The 20,435-nt window shown below is 63.3% G+C and carries 15 protein-coding genes; 8 read left to right on the forward strand and 7 right to left on the reverse strand.

The genetic code is table 11. The features are described from left to right. Positions 1–11: 11 nt before the first annotated feature. The 5 genes from benC to G7047_RS12840 form a co-directional block, all read right to left on the reverse strand. Positions 12–1,031, reverse strand: a complete 1,020-nt coding sequence (benC, locus tag G7047_RS12820) for a benzoate 1,2-dioxygenase electron transfer component BenC (RefSeq protein WP_166305861.1) — start codon at positions 1,029–1,031, stop codon at positions 12–14. Positions 1,032–1,047: 16 nt separating this feature from the next. After that, a complete protein-coding gene (benB, locus tag G7047_RS12825; RefSeq protein ID WP_166305864.1) occupies positions 1,048–1,560 on the reverse strand; it encodes a benzoate 1,2-dioxygenase small subunit in 513 nt (170 codons plus the stop codon). Next, on the reverse strand, positions 1,557–2,921 hold the full coding sequence (locus tag G7047_RS12830; protein ID WP_166305867.1) for a Rieske 2Fe-2S domain-containing protein: 1,365 nt from the start codon (positions 2,919–2,921) through the stop codon (positions 1,557–1,559). Before G7047_RS12830 ends, benB begins: the two co-directional genes overlap by 4 nt. A 119-nt stretch (positions 2,922–3,040) precedes the next feature. Further along, positions 3,041–3,976 (reverse strand): catechol 1,2-dioxygenase, encoded by a 936-nt coding sequence (catA, locus tag G7047_RS12835; RefSeq protein WP_166305870.1) that lies wholly within the window; start codon positions 3,974–3,976, stop codon positions 3,041–3,043. Between the two features lie 67 nt (positions 3,977–4,043). Next, a complete protein-coding gene (locus G7047_RS12840; protein ID WP_166305873.1) occupies positions 4,044–5,219 on the reverse strand; it encodes a muconate/chloromuconate family cycloisomerase in 1,176 nt (391 codons plus the stop codon). A gap of 143 nt (positions 5,220–5,362) precedes the next feature. Between G7047_RS12840 and G7047_RS12845 the strand changes: the two genes are divergently transcribed. Further along, positions 5,363–6,325, forward strand: a complete 963-nt coding sequence (locus G7047_RS12845; RefSeq protein WP_166305876.1) for a LysR family transcriptional regulator — start codon at positions 5,363–5,365, stop codon at positions 6,323–6,325. Positions 6,326–6,332: 7 nt separating this feature from the next. Here the strand turns inward: G7047_RS12845 and G7047_RS12850 are convergent, their stop codons facing one another. Together G7047_RS12850 and G7047_RS12855 are read right to left on the reverse strand one after the other, a co-directional pair. After that, on the reverse strand, positions 6,333–7,706 hold the full coding sequence (locus tag G7047_RS12850) for a heavy metal sensor histidine kinase (RefSeq protein WP_166305879.1): 1,374 nt from the start codon (positions 7,704–7,706) through the stop codon (positions 6,333–6,335). After that, positions 7,703–8,392 (reverse strand): heavy metal response regulator transcription factor, encoded by a 690-nt coding sequence (locus tag G7047_RS12855; protein WP_166305882.1) that lies wholly within the window; start codon positions 8,390–8,392, stop codon positions 7,703–7,705. Before G7047_RS12855 ends, G7047_RS12850 begins: the two co-directional genes overlap by 4 nt. Before the next feature lie 228 nt (positions 8,393–8,620). Between G7047_RS12855 and G7047_RS12860 the strand changes: the two genes are divergently transcribed. From G7047_RS12860 to G7047_RS12890, 7 genes are all read left to right on the forward strand, one after another. Next, positions 8,621–9,940 carry a TolC family protein gene (locus G7047_RS12860; protein WP_166305885.1) on the forward strand — a complete coding sequence of 440 codons (1,320 nt, stop codon included), beginning with the start codon at positions 8,621–8,623 and terminating at the stop codon, positions 9,938–9,940. 6 nt (positions 9,941–9,946) lie between these two features. Continuing rightward, positions 9,947–11,287: an efflux RND transporter periplasmic adaptor subunit gene (locus tag G7047_RS12865; protein ID WP_166305888.1), complete on the forward strand. Its 1,341-nt coding sequence runs from the start codon at positions 9,947–9,949 to the stop codon at positions 11,285–11,287. 22 nt (positions 11,288–11,309) lie between these two features. Then, complete coding sequence (locus tag G7047_RS12870) at positions 11,310–14,456, forward strand: CusA/CzcA family heavy metal efflux RND transporter (protein ID WP_166305891.1); 3,147 nt, start codon at positions 11,310–11,312, stop codon at positions 14,454–14,456. A gap of 557 nt (positions 14,457–15,013) precedes the next feature. Beyond that, positions 15,014–16,138 carry an HlyD family secretion protein gene (locus G7047_RS12875; RefSeq protein WP_166305894.1) on the forward strand — a complete coding sequence of 375 codons (1,125 nt, stop codon included), beginning with the start codon at positions 15,014–15,016 and terminating at the stop codon, positions 16,136–16,138. A gap of 32 nt (positions 16,139–16,170) precedes the next feature. Beyond that, entirely contained in the window at positions 16,171–18,903 is a 2,733-nt protein-coding gene (rbbA, locus tag G7047_RS12880; RefSeq protein WP_166312046.1) for a ribosome-associated ATPase/putative transporter RbbA, read from the forward strand. A gap of 22 nt (positions 18,904–18,925) precedes the next feature. Next, a complete protein-coding gene (locus G7047_RS12885) occupies positions 18,926–20,053 on the forward strand; it encodes an ABC transporter permease (protein WP_166312047.1) in 1,128 nt (375 codons plus the stop codon). Positions 20,054–20,174: 121 nt separating this feature from the next. After that, positions 20,175–20,429: a type B 50S ribosomal protein L31 gene (locus tag G7047_RS12890; protein WP_166066304.1), complete on the forward strand. Its 255-nt coding sequence runs from the start codon at positions 20,175–20,177 to the stop codon at positions 20,427–20,429. Positions 20,430–20,435 lie beyond the last annotated feature (6 nt).

Consider the following 20,435-nt stretch of genomic DNA (forward strand, 5'->3'; position numbering starts at 1 on the left):
ATGGTCTCCGCTCACGCCGTGGTCTGGTTGGGGGTGAACTTCTCGTAGTGGAAGCTCGCGGGGGTGATGCCTTCGGACTTGAAGTGCTTCTGCACCGCGTCCACCATGGGCGGCGGGCCGCACAGGTAGACATCCACATTGCCGCCGTGCAGCGCCTGCGCGGGCATGTGCTGGGTGACGTAGCCTTGGCGCTCATGCGCCGTGTTCGCATCGGCCACGCAGGTAGTGAAGGTGAAACCGGGCACGCGCTGGGCGTATTCCTGCAGCCGGTCGACCAGCACCAGATCCTGGTCGCGGGTCACGCCGTAGATCATGTGTACGGGTTGCTCAGACTTCTGGGTCGCCAGCACTTCGAGCATCGAGAGGAACGGCGCGAGTCCGGTGCCGCCCGCGAGGAACAACAGCGGCCGGTTCACCGGGCGCAGATAGAAGCTGCCGAGCGGTCCCGTCATCTGCAGGGTCTGGCCGCTGGCGGCACCCTCCTTCAGCCAGGTGCTCATCAGGCCGCTGTCGACATGCTTGATGAGAAACGTCATCCGGCGCGCGCCCGGCGCCGAACTGAATGAGTAGGAGCGGTGCTGACCGCTGCCCGGCACGTGGATGTTCACGTACTGACCGGGCAGGAAGACCGGTGCGTTCTCGGGAATGTCCAACACCAGCTCGTAGGCTGCGTCGCTGAACGGCGCTACTTCCGAGACGTTGGCGCTGAACTCGGCCGTGCCGGTCTTGCAGGTCGTGGACGGCACAGGCACTGCGATCACACAGTCGGACTTGGGGACCATCTGACAAGTCAGTACCAGCCCCTCAGCCGCCTCGTCCTCGGTCAGCGCGTCTTCGATGTATTCATCTCCCAGATCATAGGCACCGCTTTCGGCACGGCACTTGCAGGTGCCGCATACGCCGTCGGAGCAATCCATGGGCAGGTTGATGCGATTGCGGAACGCGGCATCCAGTACTTTTTCAGTGGCGCCACATTCAACGAAACGGGTGACCCCGTCCTCGAAATTCAGGGCAATGCGATAGCTTGTCATCGTGGTCTCCTGAGGGTCAGACGTGGTAGATGTCGAGAACCTGGCGGATGTAGTCGTTCTTCAGAACGATCTTCTTGCGGGCGATCAGAAAACCACTCTCCACCTTGCGCAGGGTGGCGAACACCGTGCCGAAGAAATGGTCGGTGAGCTTGTAGCGATGGCACAGTGTGTGGAAGTTGTAACGCACGTCCACTGCATCACCCCGCTCGGCAAGCACTTCCACATTGGTAATCATGTGGTTGGTGCGCGGCTCGGGCATGGAGGCGCTTGAGCGTTCCGTCTTGATGCGGAAGATCCGGTCTTCCAGGCCATTGCGGTCGGGGTAGTAGATCAGCGAGATCTCACTTTGCGGGTCTTCGGTGAGCTTGTCGTCGTCGTCCCAGGCGGGCATCCAGTAGTCGACGTCCGCCGCATAGAGTTCCAGCCAAGGCTCCCATTCGCGGTCGTCCAGATAGCGGCCTTCGCGATAGAGGAAGGCGCAGATGGCACCGAGGTCCGCTGTGGTGGTGGCAGTGGTGTTTGTGCTCATGACTGCTCTCCTTGACGTTCTTGCTGTACGGCCTTGCGCATCTCCTGCGTCCAGTAGTGGTGCTGGCAGACAAACAGGCCTTCGTCCTCGCTGCGCTCGCCGCTGAGCAAGGGCTTCATGCCCATCTTTTTGGCGTTCTCATCGGGGCCTTCGATCCACAGCGGTGCACCGCGGCTCAGGTCGTTCCAGCGGATGGCGGAGCCTCCGTAGCCGGCCTGGCAGGCGCGGAACTCTTCGAGGTCGTCCGCCGTGCCCATACCCGAGACGTTGAAGAAATCCTCGTACTGGCGAATGCGGATGGCGCGGTCTTCGGCGCTCTCGCCCTTGGGGCCGAAGCAGAAGATGCTGATTTCGGTCTTGTCCACGCTGAGCGGACGGGCCACGCGAATCTGCGTGCCGAACTGGTCCATCAGAAACACGTTGGGGTACAGGCACAGGTTGCGGGTCTGACCGACGATCACATCGGCGCGGTCCTGGCCGACGCGCGCCGCCAGTTCCTCGCGCTGGTTCCAGATCGGGCGCACTTCAGGATTGAGCGTCTGCGTCCACAGCAGAATGTGACCGTTCTCGTAACCGTACACACCGGCCGTGGCCTTGCTCCAGTTGTTCGCGTCGGTCGCCTTCGTGCCTCCCTCTTTGCGGCGGCCCATGGTGGCGCCGTAGTTCCAGTGCACGGTGCTCACGTGGTAGCCGTCGCAGCCGTTCTCCATCTGCATCTTCCAGTTGCCGTCGTAGATGTAGCTGGAATTACCGCGCAGCACCTCGAGGCCGTTGGGCGCCTGATCGACGATCTGGTCAATGATCACGCGGGTCTCGCCAAGGTAGTCCTCGAGCGGCATCACGTCGGCATTGAGACTGCCGAACAGAAAGCCGCGATAGCTCTGGAAGCGCGCCACCTTGGTCAGGTCATGCGAGCCGTCGGTGTTGAAGGCTTCCGGATATTGCGTAGTCTTCTCATCCTTCACCTTGAGCAGCTTGCCGCTGTTGCTGAAGGTCCAGCCGTGGAACGGGCAAGTGAAGCTGCCCTTGTTGCCGTGCTTGCGGCGGCACAGCATGGCGCCCTTGTGGGCACAGGCGTTGATCACCGCGTGCAGCTCGCCCGTTTTGTCACGGGTGATGACGATGGGCTGGCGGCCGATCGACGTGGTGTAGTAGTCGTTGTTGTTGGGGATCTGGCTCTCGTGGGCCAGATAGACCCAGTTCGATTCGAAGATCTGCTTCATCTCCAGCTCGAACAGTTCGGCGTTGGTGAAGATGTCGCGGCGGCAGCGGTAGACGCCGGCCTCCTTGTCTTCCTGCAAGGCCGTGTCCAGCAACTTCTCGACCTCATCGTACTTGTCAGCGGTGGCAATCGTGCTCATGGTGATCTTTCGTTAGAGTGCGACCATCCCCGCCGCGACGTTGGCCGTCGCGGCTTTTGATCGGGGGGCGGGGAACGGGAGGCTGTGCGGGCCGGTCAGGCCCTCACTCCGTCAAGCCATCAGGCAGCCAGGCGTGGACGCTCGACGATCTGGTTGTCGACGCCGTTGACCAGCGTGCTCAGCGAGATGTCGAAGACGATTTCAGCGAACGGGCCGCTCAGTCCCTCGGCCTTGATGCTTGCGGCATCGGTGTGCTCGACCAGCGGCGGCACCAGACCTTCACGTGTGGCGTAGGCAAAGTCGTCGAACACCAGCGGATCGCCATCGATGTTGATCTGCGTAGTCAGCTTGCGGTGGCCGTCAGCCGTGACGAAGAAGTGGATGTGCGCCGGGCGGTTGCCATGGCGACCCAGCTCATTGAGCAGACCTTGCGTGGGGCCGTTGGGTGGGCAGCCGTAGCCCTTGGGCACGATGCTCTGGAACTTGTACCGGCCCTCGGCATCCGCAATGATGGTGCGGCGCATGTTGAACGGCTTCTGCTCGCCCGTGGGATCGTAGTGCGAGTAAAAGCCCTTGGTATTGGCATGCCAGACTTCCACCTGCGCGCCCGGCAGCGGCTTGCCGTCCGTGCCGCGCACGGTGCCGTGCATGATCAGCGTCTGGCCTTCCTTGTCGCTGCCGTCATCCAGACGCACATATCCCTGCGCCACCGGAGCACCGGCCACATACAGCGGGCCTTCGATGGTGCGCGGCGTGCCGTTTTCGACACCCGCTGCCGCGTCGTCGGCGTCCATGCGCATGTCCAGAAACCGGTCGAATCCCAGACCCGGCGAGAGCAGCCCCGCCTCGCTGCTCGCGCCCAGACGGTTCAGATACGCCACTCCAGCCCAGTACTCGTCGGCGGTGATTTCCAGATCGTCAATGGTCTTGAACAGATCGGACAGGATGCGGTGGACGATCTTCTTGGTGCGTGGGTTGCCACCGCTTTGGTCGAGGCCGCTGGCCAGACGCAGAAAGTCCTGCACTTCGGGAGTATTGAAAATATGAACTGTCATGCTTGTCTCCTTGGAATCGTGGGTTGAAATCGTGGATGGGGCTGGGTGGGTAGATCGATACAAATAGTCAGGCCATCGCGACGGATGCGCCCTGCTTTCGGTCGCGGCGGAAGAACTGAACGCGGTCTTCGTCGAGCGCAATGCCGAGACCAGCTGTCTTGGGTACTTCGAGCTGGAAATCCCGGTACTGCAATGGCTGCTCCAGGATTTCCTCGGTCAGCAGCAAGGGACCAAACAATTCGGTGCCCCACTGCAGATGCTCGAAGGTGGCGAACGCATGGGCCGATGCGATCGTGCCGACCGCGCCTTCCAGCATGGTTCCGCCATAGAGTTCGATGCCAGCGGCGTCGGCAATCGCCGCCACCTGTTGAGCGGCACGCAAGCCGCCGGACTGCTCGGTCTTCACCGCGAACACATCGGCGCCCGCCACCCGGGCCAGCGCAAAGGCCGAGGCTGGGCCGGTCAGCAATTCATCGGCCATCACGGCAATCGCGAAGCGGCCCTTCAGTCGCGCCAACGCTTCAGCCGATGCCACCGGTTGCTCGACGAGTTCGCAGCCCGCGTCGACCAGCCCCGCCAGACCGTGCTGCGCCTGTAGCTCGCTCCAGGCCTTGTTCACGTCGACCCGCACGGCAGCGCGGTCGCCCATGGCCTTCTTGATGGCCGCAACATGGGCCACATCGGCGGCCACGGCACGGCGACCGATCTTGAGCTTGAAGATATTGTGGCGACGCAGGGCCAGCATGCGCTCGGCCTCGTCGATGTCCTTGGCGGTATCGCCCGAAGCCAGCGTCCACGCCACCGGCAGGCTGTCACGCACGCGGCCGCCCAGCAGTTGGGAGAGCGGCAGACCGGTGCGGTGGCCCAGCGCGTCGAACAGCGCGGTCTCCACGGCACACTTGGCGAAGCGATTGTCGTAGATGGCCTTGTTCAGCTTGGCCATGATGGCGGGCACCTGGCTGGCATCCGAGCCGATCAGGAGCGGTGCGAAATAGGTGTCGATGGCCAGCTTCATGCCTTCGGGCGACTCGGATCCGTATGCGAGGCCGCCAATCGTCGTGCCTTCGCCCACGCCGACCGTGCCATCCGAGCAGTGCAGGCGCACCAGCATCAGCGTCTGTCCGTTCATCGTCGCCATGGACAACTGATGCGGACGGATCGTCGGCAGATCCACCAGAAAGGTCTCTACCCGCTCGATGGTGGCCGATGCGGCGGGGAGATGAAGGTGTTGGGTGTTTGGCATGGACTCCATTGAACGCCGCAAGCGCCTTGCAATCCAACACCAAATTTATCTGAGTTCATACCTTCATCGTATAGTTTGTGATTTAGACAATAAAAATCAACAACTTATAATTCATCAATTCCTATCACATATGGTTTTCCCTTATGGATATCCGACAACTCAAATATTTCGTCGCCGTGGCCGATGCGCGCAACTTCACCCGAGCCTCTGAGCAACTGCACATCGCTCAGCCGCCGCTGAGCCGCCAGATCCAGTTGCTCGAGGAAGAGCTGGGCGTCCAGCTCCTGCTGCGCAACAGCAGGCCCCTGCGCCTGACAGAGGCGGGGCGCACGTTCTATGAACAGGCGCTGCAACTCATCAACCGCTTCGACCAACTGAAGACCAGCACGCGGCAAGTCGGCCTGCAGCAGCGGCAGACGCTGTCGATCGGCTTCGTCGCCTCCACCCTGTACGGAGGCCTGCCAATGCTGGTGCGCAAGCTGCGCCATCACTATCCGGACGTGGATATCCAGCTCGTGGAGCTCACGTCGACGCAGCAGTTCGGCGCACTCAAATCTGGCCGCATAGACGTGGGCTTCGGTCGCATCCGCAGCAACGACTCCACGGTGGCCCGCACGGTGCTGCGCGAAGAACGGCTGGTGCTGGCCATTCCTTTAGGCACGCCGCTCGCGAAGGAGACGGGACGCATCAGCCTCAAGGAGCTGCAGCGCCAGAAGCTCATCGTCTACCCCAAGGAACCACGCCCGAGCTTCGCCGACCATGTCCTGAGCCTCCTGAGCGACAAGGGCATCCGCCCGTCAGAGGTGCACGAGGTGCGCGAAATCCAGACCGCACTCGGCCTCGTCGCCGCAGAATCCGGCCTCTGCGTGATCCCTGCCTCCGCGCGCATCCGCAGCGATCTCTGCTACCGCCTGATCGACGACCCGCTCGCCACGTCCCCCATCATCCTCAGCCACCGCCTCAATGACAACGCCTGGTACATCGACACCATCAAGCAGCTGGTGGAAGACATGTACGCGGAACAACCGGCTTGGCTGGATGTGGAGAACAACTTCTTTCCCACTCAGGATACGTCCGCAAAGCCCCAGTCAAAAGACGCCGCCTGACCCCGCCTCAGCGTTCGGGCGTGGATTCCCGGCCCGGCACCACAATCCCGAACGTCGTTCGCCCATCCATCGATTGCGCAAATGTGTGGCCGCCGTGCATCTTGGCGATGGCCTGCACGATAGCCAAGCCGAGGCCGTGGTTGCGGTCCGCATTGTGGCGTGCTGAATCTGCACGGTAGAAGCGATCGAAGAGATGGCGCAGATACTTTTGGGGAATGTCGGTGCCCGCGTTGGTCACAGAGATCACGGCGTGCGGCTTTCCGTCCAGCTCGCGCGCGGCGATGCCGATGAGAATGGTGGAGCCTGCAGTGGCATACCGGGTGGCGTTGCTCAACAGGTTGGAGAGCGCACGACGCATGAGCGGTGCGTCGATATGGGCCTCCACGTCTCCGTGCACCTCGACCTTGAGATTCGCATCGAGCGCGACCGCCTCGTAGAACTCCACCACGTCGTTCACCACGGTCGCAAGGCTGCAAACCTTGGTCTCTCGCGCACCAATGCCACGATCCGCGCGCGAGAGGAACAACATGTCGCCGACGATGCCTGCGATGCGCCTCAGGTCCTCGAGATTGGACTCTAGCACCTCACGCATTTCCTGCACCGAGCGCGGCTTTCTGAGGACTACTTCGGTGCTCGATATCAATGTGGCGAGCGGCGTATTCATCTCGTGCGCCACGTCAGCGTTGAAAGACTCGAGCTGTCGATACGCATCGGAGAGCCGGTCCATCAAGGCGTTGAACTGAGTCACCAGCGGCAACAGCTCCTGCGGCAGACCGCCACCATCCAGGCGCCGCGCAAAATCCCGCGCCGACAGCTCGCTGATCTGCGTGACCAGGGATTGAATCGGGCGCAGGCTGCTGCGCACCAGCAACCAGCCGAGCAGCGAAAGCAGCAGCGAGCCGGCAATCATCGATGCGAACAGCGTCCATGCAAGTGCACGCAGCAGCGCATCGTCTGGACGCCGGTCCATCACCAGCGTTGCCACGGCGTCATGCACATGGTTGGAGTTGGGCGATGCGAACTTCACCGTGAACGTTCGCTCGAGCGTGTGTCCGCGGCCCAACACCGGGATGCGGCTGTCGAACAGCACACTGCCGTCGTGGTCGACGATGCGGATGGAATAGTCGTCGTGCCCGGCCAGAAAATCCGTCAGCATGTGGTCGAGCGACTTGTCCTTGTGCTCGGTGCTGTCGTCGGCCAGCACATGGACCAGCGCGCGCTGCTTCTGGTCCATCATGTCCTTCTGGCGCGCGGACAGCGTGGTGTCAAAGACCAGATACACCACGATGCTGACCGCGCCGAGACCCAGCATCGACAGCAGCGCCAGCCAGCGCGACAAACGCCGCCCAAGATGGGGAACGCCACTGGCCGTGCCGCTCATGGTTGCTCTCGGCTCTCCAGCACGTAGCCCATGCCGCGCACCGTGTGGATGAGGGGAGATGCAAAAGGCTGGTCGACCTTCATGCGCAGGCGGCGCACCGCCACCTCCACTACATTGGTCTCGCTGTCGAAATTCATGTCCCACACCTGCGACGCCAATTCGGTGCGCGAGAGCACTTCGCCATGTCTGCGCAGCAGCAGCGTGAGCAGGCTGAATTCCTTGGCCGTCAGGTCCAGCCGCACGCCCGCGCGTACGGCCTTGCGGCGGATGAGATCGACCTCGAGATCCGCCTGCCTGAGCGCCGTGGGTTCGGGTGACGACGGATGCGCCTGCGCTCTGCGCAGCAGCACCTGGATGCGCGCGACGAGTTCAGAAAACGCGAAGGGCTTGATCATGTAATCGTCAGCACCACCCTGCAGCCCGCGCACACGGTCTTCCACATCGGCGCGCGCGGTGAGCATTAGCACCGGCGTGGATTTGGACTGCCGCAGCGCCGCGAGCACCGACAGGCCATCGATCCCCGGCAGCATGCCGTCGAGGATGATGACGTCATAGTCCAGCTCCATCGCAAGGTGCAGGCCCTCGATGCCGTCGGTGGCGACGTCCACCACGTAGCCTTCTTCGGCGAGGCCCTTGCGCAGGTACTCGCCCAGTTTGGCTTCGTCTTCGATCAACAGCAGTCTCATGTGGGGCATTTTCCCGGATTTGGCGCGAGGCCACAGATTACAAATTTGTAATCTTCCCGACGCCTTGCTGTTCACCGTGGCTCTCTACATTCTGCGCAAACGCACATGGAGGCCTCTGCGATCTGCGGCTGGCCCCAACCTCCTGCCCAACTTCCACCGCTTCATCGCGATGACGGTATTCGTGGCCGTGTGCGCAAGAAAGAACGACAGATTTCTGGAGAAGCACACATGGCCCCCCCCTCCTTCCCATCCACCCCCTTCTTGCCCCGGGCGTTAGCACTCACCGCGCTTGCGATGACTCTGTCGATCAACGCGTGGGCCCAGTCACCCGGCGAGGTCGGCGCGTCATCTTCCCTCCCGACTCCCACCGAATCCCCGCGCCGCACCACGCTGGTCGAGGCGCTGAACAAGGCACTCGCCGCCAACCCCGGACTGCAGGCGGCCCGCCATGGCGCAGCCGCGACCGAAGGTGCAGTGCTTCAGAGCAAAGCGCGGCCGAATCCTGAACTCGCGTTCATGCAGGAAGACACGCGTTCGCAGACCCGCTCCAGCACCGTTCAGATCAACCAACTCATCGAGCTTGGCGGCAAGCGCGAAGCGCGCATTCGCGTGGCCCAAGCCGAACAGGCGGCCGCCCATGCGGCAGTCACCGATGCGAAAGCAGCGCTGCGCTTCCAGGTGTCAACCCACTTCAACGATCTGCTGCTGGCCCAGCAGCGAGTGGAGTTCGCGCGCAAGACGCAGGAGCTTGCGACCCGCGCGCTCGATGCCGCGCAAAAGCGCGTTCAGGCCGGCAAGGTGCCGCCGCTCGAAGCCAGCCGCGCGCAGGTGGCCGAGGCCAATGCCGGGCTCGAGGTGCAGCAGGCGCAGTCGCAGGTGCTCGTCGCACAGCAGAATCTCGCGTCGCTCTGGGGCGGCCCCGCCATCGAGGTCGGCGAGGCCACGGGTGATTTCTCCGGGACATCCGAGCCACCCTCGGTCGAGCGGATCGAAGACCGCTTGAACGAGTCGCCCGCCATCGTCCTCGCGCGCCATGCACTCGACCAGAGCCGCGCCGCATCAGAGCTCGAACGCACCAAGCGCACACAGGACCCGACGCTGAGCCTCGGCGTCAAGCGCGCAAACGAGGCCGGCCGCAACCAGGTGGTACTGGGTGTCAGCATTCCTTTGCCGCTATTCGACAACAACGCAGGCAACCAGCTGCAGGCGCTACGCAAGGTGGATCAGGCTGAGCAGAAGCTGCAGGAGCAGCGGCTGCAGTTGCAGGCCTCGGTGCTCGCTGCACGCCAGCAGTGGTTGGCCAGCAACCGGCAGGTCGCGCTGCTGCGTGCGCAAGTACTGCCTACCGCGCAATCGGCCTACGACGTGGCGGTACGCGGATTCACGCTTGGCAAATTCAACTTTCTCGATGTGCTCGATGCGCAGCGCACCCTGTTTGAAGCACAACGCCTGTTGCTCGACCAGCTCATGAACTCGCATCGCGCGAGCGCCGAAATCGACCGCCTGCTGGGCACCCCCCTCCCATTCACCGCCACCTCCGGAACCTGAACGACCATGTCCGAGAAAACGCCCTTCGACTCTTCCCTCACCACGCCCAAGCACTGGATTGCCGTGGCCGTGATTCTGGCCTGCGGCATGGTGGGCGGAGCGCTCATTCTGCGCACATCGGGCACACCAGCTGCTTCGGCAACGTCCAGCCATGCCGATGCCGATGCGCACAAGGACGGCGAGCACCACGACGAGGCGCCCGCCGATCACAAGGAGGCCGACGCGCATGGCGACCATGAACACCATGATGACAAAGCTGACAAACCAGCTGCGGTGACCAAAGCCAAGAGCGACGAACACGCCGAAGATCAAGAGGAAGAAGAAGGCGTCATCAAGCTCAGCGCTGCGCAGTCCGGCACCATCGGTATCACGCTTGGCAAAGCAGGAGCAGCCGCAATTCGCAAGGAGCTGATTTTGCCCGGTGAAATCCGTTTCGATGAAGACCGCACGGCCCATGTGGTGCCGCGCGTCGCGGGGGTGGTGGCATCGGTGCATGCGCGATTGGGCGAACAGGTGCACAAGGGCCAACTGCTCGCAGTGATCCAGAGCGCGACGGTGTCGGACCAGCGCAGCGAGCTGCAGACCGCACAGAAGCGGCTGGCGCTGGCCCGCACCACCTTCCAGCGCGAAAAGCAGCTGTGGGAGGAAAAAATCTCCGCCGAGCAGGACTATCTGCAGGCCCGCCAGGCCATGCAAGAGGCCGAGATCGCCGTCGCCAACGCATCGCAGAAGCTCTCCGCGATTGGTGCTGGAACGGGTGGTTCGAGCGGCTACGAGCTGCGCGCGCCAATCTCGGGCACCGTGGTCGAGAAGCACCTCACCGTGGGCGAATCGGTGGCCGAGAACACGGCCTCGTTCACCGTGTCCGATCTCGGCTCCGTCTGGGCGGAGATGAATGTCGCCGCACCCCAGCTGCCCTTCGTGCGCGTGGGCTCGCCGGTAACGGTGCGCGCCACCGCATTCGATTCGAGTGCCGAGGGCAAGGTGGCCTACGTGGGCGCACTGATCGGCGAGCAGTCGCGCGCGGCCCCGGCGCGCGTGGCGCTGACCAATCCCAAGGGCGTGTGGCGCCCGGGTCTGTTCGTGGATGTCAGCGTGCTGGCCGAGGAGTCGCAGGTGCCCGTTGCGGTCGACACCAGTGCCATCCAGCGCCCCGATGGAAAGGAGAGTGTGGTGTTTGTGCCCGCAGATGGCGGCTACAAGGCACAGCATGTTCAGTTGGGCCGCAGCGACGGCAAGACCACCGAAGTCACCTCCGGCCTCAAGGCCGGGCAGGAATACGTCCGGAACGGCTCCTTCATGCTGAAGGCCGAACTGGGCAAGGCATCCGCCGAGCACACGCACTGACACGAAGCGGGATATCACACACATGTTTGAGCGCATCATTCGCTTCGCCATCGAGCAGCGCTGGCTGGTCGTCGTCGCCGTCTTCGCGATGGCGGTTCTCGGCGTCTTCAGTTACCAGCGGCTGTCCATCGACGCCGTGCCTGACATCACCAACGTCCAGGTACAGATCAACACGCAGGCACCGGGCTACTCGCCGCTGGAGACCGAGCAGCGCATCACCTACCCCATCGAGACAGTGATGGCGGGCCTGCCCCATCTCGAGCAGACCCGCTCACTGTCACGCTACGGGCTCTCGCAGGTCACCGTTATCTTCAAGGACGGCACCGACATCTACTTCGCACGCCAGCTCGTCAACGAGCGCATCCAGGAAGCGCGCGAGAAGCTCCCGGCCAACATCTCACCCAACCTGGGCCCGATCTCCACCGGCCTCGGCGAAATCTACCTCTGGACCGTGGAAGCAGAGGAAGGCGCGAAGAAGAAAGACGGCACGCCCTACTCGCCCATGGACCTGCGCGAGATTCAGGATTGGGTCATCAAGCCCCAACTGCGCAACGTGCCCGGCGTCACCGAGATCAATTCGATTGGCGGCTTCGCCAAGGAATATCTGATCGCACCGCGTCCCGACAAGCTGGTGTCCTACGGCATCTCGATGGACAAGCTGGTCACCGCGCTCCAGAACAACAACACCAATGTGGGTGCAGGCTACATCGAGCGTCAGGGTGAGCAGTACCTGATCCGCGCGCCGGGCCAGGTGCGCGGCGTGGATGATCTCAAGGAAGTCATCGTCGCCACCGCGCAGGGCCAGCCGGTGCGCATCCGCGATCTGGCCGATGTGGAGCTGGGCCGCGAACTACGCACCGGCGCGGCCACCGACAACGGCCGCGAAGTGGTGCTCGGCACCGTCTTCATGCTGATCGGCGAGAACAGCCGCATGGTCTCCAAGGCCGTGGACGCGCGCATGGAATCCATCCGCAAGAACCTGCCCGAGGGCGTGAAGATCGTCACCGTCTACGACCGCACCACGCTGGTCGAGAAAGCAATCGCCACGGTCAAGAAGAATCTGGTCGAAGGCGCGGCGCTGGTCGTCGTCATCCTCTTCCTCTTTCTTGGTAACCTGCGCGCGGCGCTCATCACGGCACTCATCATTCCACTGTCGATGCTGTTCACCTTCACGGGCATGGTGCACTACCGCATCAGCGCCAATCTGATGAGTCTGGGTGCGCTGGATTTCGGCATCATCATCGACGGTGCAGTCGTCATCGTCGAGAACTGCGTGCGGCGTCTCGCCCATGCGCAGGAGCACAAGGGCCGACTGCTCACGCGCAGCGAACGCTTCCACGAGGTCTTCGCTGCCGCGAAAGAAGCGCGCAGGCCCCTGCTCTTCGGCCAGCTCATCATCATGGTGGTGTACCTGCCCATCTTTGCGCTCACCGGCGTCGAGGGCAAGATGTTCCACCCCATGGCGCTGACCGTGGTGCTGGCGCTCGCCGGTGCGATGATTCTGTCGATCACCTTCATCCCGGCTGCCATCGCACTGTTCATCGGCAAGCGCGTTTCGGAAAAAGAAAACCGCCTCATGACCTGGGCACGCAAGGCCTACGAGCCACTGCTCGGCGGCGTGATGCGCATGCCGCTGGTGGTGATCGCCACCGCCGTGGTGGCCGTGGTGCTGAGCCTCCTGCTCGCCTCCCGCATGGGCAGCGAGTTCGCCCCCAATCTCAATGAGGGCGACTTCGCCATTCAGGCCCTGCGCGTGCCGGGCACCAGCCTCACGCAATCGCTTGACATGCAGATGCAGCTTGAGAAAACGCTCAAGGACAAATTCCCGGAGATCGAGCGCGTCTTCGCGCGCACCGGCACGGCGGAGATCGCCTCCGACCCCATGCCGCCCAACATCTCGGACGGCTACATCATGCTGAAAGCCCGCGCAGAATGGCCCGATCCCAAGCGCAGCCGAGAGGACCTACTGGCCGCAGTGCAAGAAGTCGTTGAGGCCATTCCGGGCAGCAACTACGAGTTCTCGCAACCCATCCAGCTGCGGTTCAACGAGCTGATCTCCGGCGTGCGCAGCGATGTAGCGGTAAAGGTGTTCGGCGACGACATGCAAGTGCTCGAGCGCACCGCGCAATCCATTGCCGCCATGCTACAGAAAGTGCCCGGCGCGTCCGAGGTGAAGGTCGAGCAGACCACCGGCCTTCCCATGCTCACGGTGCAGGTGGACCGCGAGAAAGCCTCGCGCTACGGCCTCAACATGGGTGACGTACAGCAGACCATCGCCACCGCGATTGGCGGTCAGGAAGCCGGCACGGTGTTCGAGGGCGACCGGCGCTTCGACATCCAGGTGCGTCTGCCCGAATCCATACGCAACGACCTCGGTGCGCTCGAACGCCTGCCCATCGCGCTGCCACGCGTGGGCGAGAGTCGCCAGGGGTTCGTTCCGCTCTCCGCCGTAGCCTCGCTCGACCTCTCCCCCGGCCCCAATCAGGTCAGCCGTGAGGACGGCAAGCGCCGCATCGTCGTGAGCGCCAACGTGCGCGGCCGCGACATCGGCTCCTTCGTCGAACAAGCCCAACGCGAGCTGGACGGCGCCGCACTCCCGAGCGGCTACTGGACACGCTGGGGCGGCACGTTCGAAAACATGCAGTCCGCACAGAAACGCCTGCAGATCGTTGTGCCAGCCGCCCTGCTGCTGGTGTTCACACTGCTCTTCGCGATGTTCGGCAACGTGCGCGACGGGCTCATTGTCTTCACCGGCATTCCGTTCGCACTGACCGGCGGCATTCTGGCCCTGTGGCTGCGCGACATCCCGCTGTCGATCTCGGCCGCCATCGGCTTCATCGCGCTCTCGGGCGTGGCCGTGCTGAACGGCCTCGTGATGATCTCATCGATACGCGGCCTGCGCGAAACCGGCATGTCCGTGCCCGAAGCTGTGCACACGGGCGCCATCTCGCGCCTTCGCCCTGTGCTGATGACGGCACTGGTCGCATCGCTCGGCTTCGTTCCGATGGCGATTGCCACGGGCACCGGCGCCGAAGTGCAGCGGCCACTCGCAACGGTCGTGATCGGTGGCATTCTGTCCTCCACGGTATTGACGCTGCTGGTACTGCCGTTGCTCTATCGTCTGGTTCACAGAAAGGATCCTTCGGAGGATAGCGTGACGGAAAGGTGAACCGTTAGGGTCAGTGCGAATGAGCCAAGCATGAATCAATGACTTGCGGAGGCTTGCAACACAGAAAGCGTTGGCTTGCGATTCAGTTACTGCGATGCGGATGAGTTTCCACAGCCGGCCTGGTCAGGGTGCCCTTGACCATAGTTCGAGAAATGCTTGGGGCTGCCTCTGGCAATGTTCATTCTGAAGCTTGGTATGAAAAGAACGTGTGTAGCAAGCAAGAAGACGCATAGCCAGTCTCTAAGCATCCACCATTGGATGTGGGCGTCCGCCTAGGGTCTTACAGAGCCATTCGCAGCAACTGCATCACCCATTCGCACTTCTGTGCCTCCACTCCCATTCAATAGGGCCGCCTACAGCACCCGCCTACGCCGCACCGAAATGAATCCAGATCAATTCGCGCGAAACAATTGACTCAAGTCAATCCGTTATTGGCAACTTAATCACATACTGAAGTCAGCAATCAACACAACGAATGCTGGCTTCCGGCGCCTTCGCACATGGCTTGCACTCTGCTCGCGATGGTCGTCTGGCACGGCTTGTGCATTCGCTCCCGCATGACTCAGACCTCCTCGACTTCTTCCGCCACTCCCGCCTCCAGAAAGAAATGGATCGTCATCGCTGCCGTGTTGGCCGCTGGTGCGGCGCTCGGAGCCTATGGTTGGAGACAATGGCAAGCGGCGCAGACAAGCGCAGGCCTCGTCAGCGGCAACGGACGGATCGAGGCGACCGAGGTCGATGTTGCCACCAAGTACGCCGGGCGCGTGGCCGAGATATCCGCGCAGGAAGGCGACTTCGTGACCGCTGGACAGACGCTGGCGCGCATGCAAGTCGACACTTTTCAGGCACAACAGCAGGAGGCCGTCGCCGGGCGCGACAAGGCGAGCTATGCGGTGACCTCGGCGCGCGCCGATGTAGCGCTCAAGGAGAGCCAATACGCCGCCACACTCGCCACGGTGGTGCAACGCGAGGCCGAGTTGGACGCCGCCAAGCGCCGCATGGCGCGCACCGAGACGCTGGCCAGGCAAGGCGCGTCGTCGATGCAGGAGCTGGACGATGACCGGGCGCGTGTGGCGGGAGCCCAGGCGGCGCTGAAGGCCGCGCAGGCGCAGGGCTCGGCCGCCAAGGCCGCCATCGAGGCCGCGAAGGCGCAGATGGTGGGAGCGGCCTCGTCGGTGACGGCGGCGGAGGCGACGATCCGCCGCATCGACGCCGACGTGAAGGACAGCAACCTCATCGCCCCACGCGATGGCCGGGTGCAGTTCCGTCTGGTGCAGCCCGGCGAGGTGATCGGCGCGGGCGGCAAGGTGCTCAATCTGGTCGATCTGTCGGACGTCTACATCAGCTTCTTTTTGCCCGAGACGGTGGCCGGCCGCGTGGCGCTCGGCACCGAGGTGCGTATCGTTCTCGATGCGGCTCCCCAATATGCAATTCCGGCCAGGGTGTCCTTCGTCGCGAGCACCGCGCAATTTACGCCCAAGACCGTGGAGACCGCGAGCGAGCGCCAGAAGCTGATGTTCCGCGTGAAGGCACGCATCGCGCCCGAATTGCTCAAGAAGCATCTCGCGCAGGTGAAGACCGGCCTGCCCGGTGTCGCGTGGATCAAGACCGATGACGGCCGCGACTGGCCCAAACACCTGCAACTGAGCGCCGCCACCCAGATCACCCCGGCCAAGCCATGAATGGCGTGCCGACCGCAGAGGCCGTGACCGGCATGGCCTGCGTCGCCAAGGTGCGCGATGTGAGCCTGCACTACGGCAAGACGCAGGCGCTGCGCCATCTGAGCTTGCATCTGCGCGCCGGTTGCATGATCGGCCTGATCGGGCCCGACGGCGTGGGCAAGTCCAGCCTGCTCTCGCTGCTGGCGGGCGCGCGCGCCGTGCAGTCGGGCAGCGTGACGGTACTCGGTGGCGACATGCGCAGCAAGGCGCACCGCGACGCGGTCTGCCCACGCATCGCCTACATGCCCCAGGGCCTCGGCAAGAATCTCTATCCGACGCTGTCAGTTGAGGAAAACCTGCAGTTCTTCGGCCGCCTGTTCGGCCATGACGAGGCCGAGCGCCGCGCGCGCATCGACGATCTCACGCAGAGCACCGGGCTGCAGAAGTTTCTTGCACGCCCTGCTGGCAAGCTCTCGGGCGGCATGAAGCAGAAGCTCGCGCTGTGCTGCGCGCTGATCCACGACCCCGATCTGCTGATCCTCGACGAGCCCACGACCGGCGTCGATCCGCTCGCACGCGCGCAGTTCTGGGATCTGATCAACCGCATCCGCAGCACCCGCCCACACATGAGCGTGGTGGTCGCGACCGCCTACATGGATGAGGCTCAGCGCTTCGACTGGCTCGCGGCCATGGACGACGGCGAGATTCTCGCGACCGGCACGCCCGCCGAGCTGCTTGCACGCACACAATCCACGTCGCTGGAAACTGCCTTCATCGCCCTGCTGCCCGACGAAAAGAAACGCGACCACCGGGCCGTGGTGATCCCGCCGCTTGCAAGCGAAGACGGCGACATCGCCATCGAGGCACAGGACCTGACGATGCGCTTTGGCGACTTCACCGCCGTCGATCATGTGAACTTCCGCATCCGGCGCGGCGAGATCTTCGGCTTTCTCGGCTCCAACGGCTGCGGCAAATCGACCACCATGAAGATGCTGACCGGCCTGCTGCCCGCAAGCGACGGCCGCGCCTGGCTGTTCGGCAACGAGGTCAACCCGCACGATATCGCCACGCGCCGCCGCGTGGGCTATATGTCGCAGGCGTTCTCGCTGTATGGCGAGTTGACCGTCGTGCAGAACCTCGTGCTGCACGCCCAGCTTTTCCATGTCCCCAAGGCCGAGGTGCCCGCGCGCGTGGCCGAGATGCTCGCGCGCTTCGGTCTCGAAAATGACCGCGACGCCCTGCCCGCCGCACTGCCGCTCGGCAAACGCCAGCGTCTGTCGCTCGCGGTGGCGATGGTGCACCAGCCCGAGCTGCTGATCCTCGACGAACCCACCTCAGGCGTGGATCCGGTCGCACGCGACCAGTTCTGGAGCCTGCTCGTCGAACTCTCGCGGCGCGATCGGGTGACCATCTTCATCTCGACCCATTTCATGAACGAGGCCGAGCGCTGCGACCGCATGTCGATGATGCATGCGGGCAAGGTGCTCGACAGTGACACGCCCGCCGCCCTCGTCGCCAAGCGCGGCGCGGCTTCGCTCGAAGAAGCCTTCATCGGCTATCTGGTGGAGGCCTCGGGCGAGGCGGCTCCTTCGCTGGCATCGGCAGCATCAACCCCATCGACAGCACCCTCCATCTCGCCAACCAGCCACGCCAAACCGCAGGGCTTCAGCCTGCAGCGGCTGTGGAGCTATCTCTGGCGCGAGGCGCTGGAGCTGCAGCGCGACCCGGTGCGCGCCACGCTCGCGCTCGTCGGCTCGCTAGTGCTGATGATCGTGATGGGCTACGGCATCAGCATGGACGTGGAGAATCTGCGCTTCGCCGTGCTCGACCGCGACCAGAGCACACTAAGCCAGAGCTACACGCAGAGCCTCTCGGGCTCGCGCTACTTCGTCGAACATGCGCCCCTTAGCGACTATTCCGAACTTGACCGGCGCATGCGCAGCGGCGAACTCTCGCTCGCCATAGAGATCCCGCCGGGCTTTGGTCGCCACGTGCTGAGCGGCCGGGACGTCTCCGTCGGCGCCTGGTTCGACGGCGCCATGCCGACACGCGGCGAAACCGTGAAGGGCTATGTGCAGGGCATACACCAGCACTGGCTCGCAGAACAGGCCCGCGAACGTCTCGGGCAGACCGTCAGCAGCCAGGTTGATGTGGAAACACGCTTTCGCTACAACCCCGACGTGAAAAGTCTGCCTGCCATGGTGCCGGCCATCATGCCGCTCTTGCTCATGATGCTGCCCGCGATGCTCACCGCGCTTGCGGTGGTGCGCGAGAAGGAACTCGGCTCCATCGTGAATCTCTATGTCACCCCCGTCACGCGCACCGAGTTTCTGCTCGGCAAACAGCTGCCTTATGTGGCGCTCGCGATGCTGAACTTCTTTCTGATGAGTGCCATGTCGGTGTTCATGTTCGGTGTGCCGGTCAAGGGCAACTACCTGCTGCTGATCTTCGCGGCGTTCCTGTTCAGCATCATCACCACCGGCATGGGGCTGCTCGCGTCGTCAGTCACCAAGAGCCAGATCGCGGCGATGTTCTTCGCGCTGCTCGGCACGCTGATTCCGGCCACGCAGTTCGCGGGCCTGACCGATCCGGTGTCATCGCTCGAGGGCGCGGGCCGCTGGATTGGCGAGATCTACCCCGCCACCTACATGTTCTCGATCAGCCGCGGCGTCTTCAACAAGGCACTCGGCGTACACGATCTCGGCGCGGCCTTGCTGCCGCTGGTCATCGCGATTCCGGTGATCATGGGCATCGCTATATGGGCTCTGCCCAAACAGGAGCGCTGAGCCCATGACCACAAACATCACCATGCTCAGCAGTCTGGCCAACATCTGGCGGCTCGGCGTGAAAGAGCTGTGGAGCCTGTGGCGCGACCCCGTCATGCTCATCCTCATCATCTACACATTCACCGCATCGGTCTACACCGCCGCCACGGCCATGCCCGACACGCTGCACAACGCGCCCATCGCCATGGTTGACGAAGACCAGTCGCAGCTCTCAGCGCGCATCACATCGGCCTTCTATCCACCGCAGTTCATCCAACCCCGCATGCTCACCCAGCAGCAAGTGGATGCCGCCATGGACGCAGGCGAGATCACCTTTGCGCTCACCATTCCTACAGGGTTTCAGCGCGACGTGCTGAGCGGCAAGAGCGTCGCCCTGCAGCTCAACGTGGACGCCACACGCATGAGCCAGGCGTTCTCAGGTAGCGGCTATGTGCAGCAGATCGTCGCCACCGAGGTCAGCGAATTTGTGCAGCGCCACCGGGCCACGACCGCCCTGCCCGTGGGCATCGAACTGCGCGCGCGCTTCAACCCGGCGCTCGAGAAGATGTGGTTCGGCGGGCTCATGCAGATCATCAACAACGTGACCATGCTCTCCATCATCCTCACCGGCGCCGCCCTGATCCGCGAGCGCGAGCACGGCACGCTGGAGCACCTGCTAGTCATGCCCGTCACGCCCACCGAAATCATGCTCGCCAAGGTCTGGTCCATGGGCGCAGTGGTTCTGCTGGCGGCCGGCGTGTCGCTGAACCTCGTCGTGCGCGGCTGGCTCAAGGTGCCCATCGAGGGCAGCGTCCCTCTCTTCCTCGCGGGCGCGGCTCTGTGCCTGTTCGCCACCACCGCCATGGGCATCTTCCTCGCGACGCTCGCGCGCAGCATGCCGCAGTTCGGCCTGCTGATGGTGCTGGTGCTGCTGCCACTGCAGATGCTCTCCGGCGGCATGACTCCACGCGAATCCATGCCTCAGTTCGTGCAGAACGTGATGCTCTTCGCCCCCACCACCCATTTCGTGGATCTGGGCCAGGCCATCCTCTACCGGGGGGCGGGCATCGAGACCGTCTGGAAGCCGTTCCTCTGGCTGGCCTGCATCGGCAGCGCACTGTTCTGGGCGTCGCTGGTACGGTTTCGCCGGACGTTGTCGAGCATGGCCTGATACCGCGCTTGAGGACGCATTTCGCCAAATCCCGGATTCATGCAATAATAGAGGGCTTTTTCTTGCGGAAAGTACGTCAGGCTGGCTGGCGCGGCTCCCGCAACTGACCTGAAGGAAGATCATGAAAGAAGGCATTCACCCCAATTACCGCGAAGTGCTGTTTGTGGACCTGTCCAACGGCTTCAAGTTCGTGACCCGTTCCTGCGTGAACACCAAGGAAAACGACACTTTCGAAGGCAAGGAATACCCGCTGTTCAAGCTGGATACTTCCAGCGAATCGCATCCTTTCTACACTGGCACACAGAAGTCCGTGGACAACATGGGTGGCCGTGTGGAGCGCTTCCGCAACCGTTTCGGCAAGACCACAGCGAAGTAAGCATCA

The organism is Diaphorobacter sp. HDW4A (genome assembly GCF_011305995.1).
Taxonomy (GTDB): Bacteria; Pseudomonadota; Gammaproteobacteria; order Burkholderiales; family Burkholderiaceae_C; genus Diaphorobacter_A.

What these genes read in the sequence shown, in the direction of transcription:
- benC (WP_166305861.1), bottom strand. Translation starts at nt 1,031, where the DNA reads ATGACAAGCTATCGCATTGCCCTGAATTTCGAGGACGGGGTCACCCGT.
- benB (WP_166305864.1), bottom strand. Translation starts at nt 1,560, where the DNA reads ATGAGCACAAACACCACTGCCACCACCACAGCGGACCTCGGTGCCATC.
- G7047_RS12830 (WP_166305867.1), bottom strand. Translation starts at nt 2,921, where the DNA reads ATGAGCACGATTGCCACCGCTGACAAGTACGATGAGGTCGAGAAGTTG.
- catA (WP_166305870.1), bottom strand. Translation starts at nt 3,976, where the DNA reads ATGACAGTTCATATTTTCAATACTCCCGAAGTGCAGGACTTTCTGCGT.
- G7047_RS12840 (WP_166305873.1), bottom strand. Translation starts at nt 5,219, where the DNA reads ATGCCAAACACCCAACACCTTCATCTCCCCGCCGCATCGGCCACCATC.
- G7047_RS12845 (WP_166305876.1), top strand. Translation starts at nt 5,363, where the DNA reads ATGGATATCCGACAACTCAAATATTTCGTCGCCGTGGCCGATGCGCGC.
- G7047_RS12850 (WP_166305879.1), bottom strand. Translation starts at nt 7,706, where the DNA reads ATGAGCGGCACGGCCAGTGGCGTTCCCCATCTTGGGCGGCGTTTGTCG.
- G7047_RS12855 (WP_166305882.1), bottom strand. Translation starts at nt 8,392, where the DNA reads ATGAGACTGCTGTTGATCGAAGACGAAGCCAAACTGGGCGAGTACCTG.
- G7047_RS12860 (WP_166305885.1), top strand. Translation starts at nt 8,621, where the DNA reads ATGGCCCCCCCCTCCTTCCCATCCACCCCCTTCTTGCCCCGGGCGTTA.
- G7047_RS12865 (WP_166305888.1), top strand. Translation starts at nt 9,947, where the DNA reads ATGTCCGAGAAAACGCCCTTCGACTCTTCCCTCACCACGCCCAAGCAC.
- G7047_RS12870 (WP_166305891.1), top strand. Translation starts at nt 11,310, where the DNA reads ATGTTTGAGCGCATCATTCGCTTCGCCATCGAGCAGCGCTGGCTGGTC.
- G7047_RS12875 (WP_166305894.1), top strand. Translation starts at nt 15,014, where the DNA reads ATGACTCAGACCTCCTCGACTTCTTCCGCCACTCCCGCCTCCAGAAAG.
- rbbA (WP_166312046.1), top strand. Translation starts at nt 16,171, where the DNA reads ATGGCCTGCGTCGCCAAGGTGCGCGATGTGAGCCTGCACTACGGCAAG.
- G7047_RS12885 (WP_166312047.1), top strand. Translation starts at nt 18,926, where the DNA reads ATGCTCAGCAGTCTGGCCAACATCTGGCGGCTCGGCGTGAAAGAGCTG.
- G7047_RS12890 (WP_166066304.1), top strand. Translation starts at nt 20,175, where the DNA reads ATGAAAGAAGGCATTCACCCCAATTACCGCGAAGTGCTGTTTGTGGAC.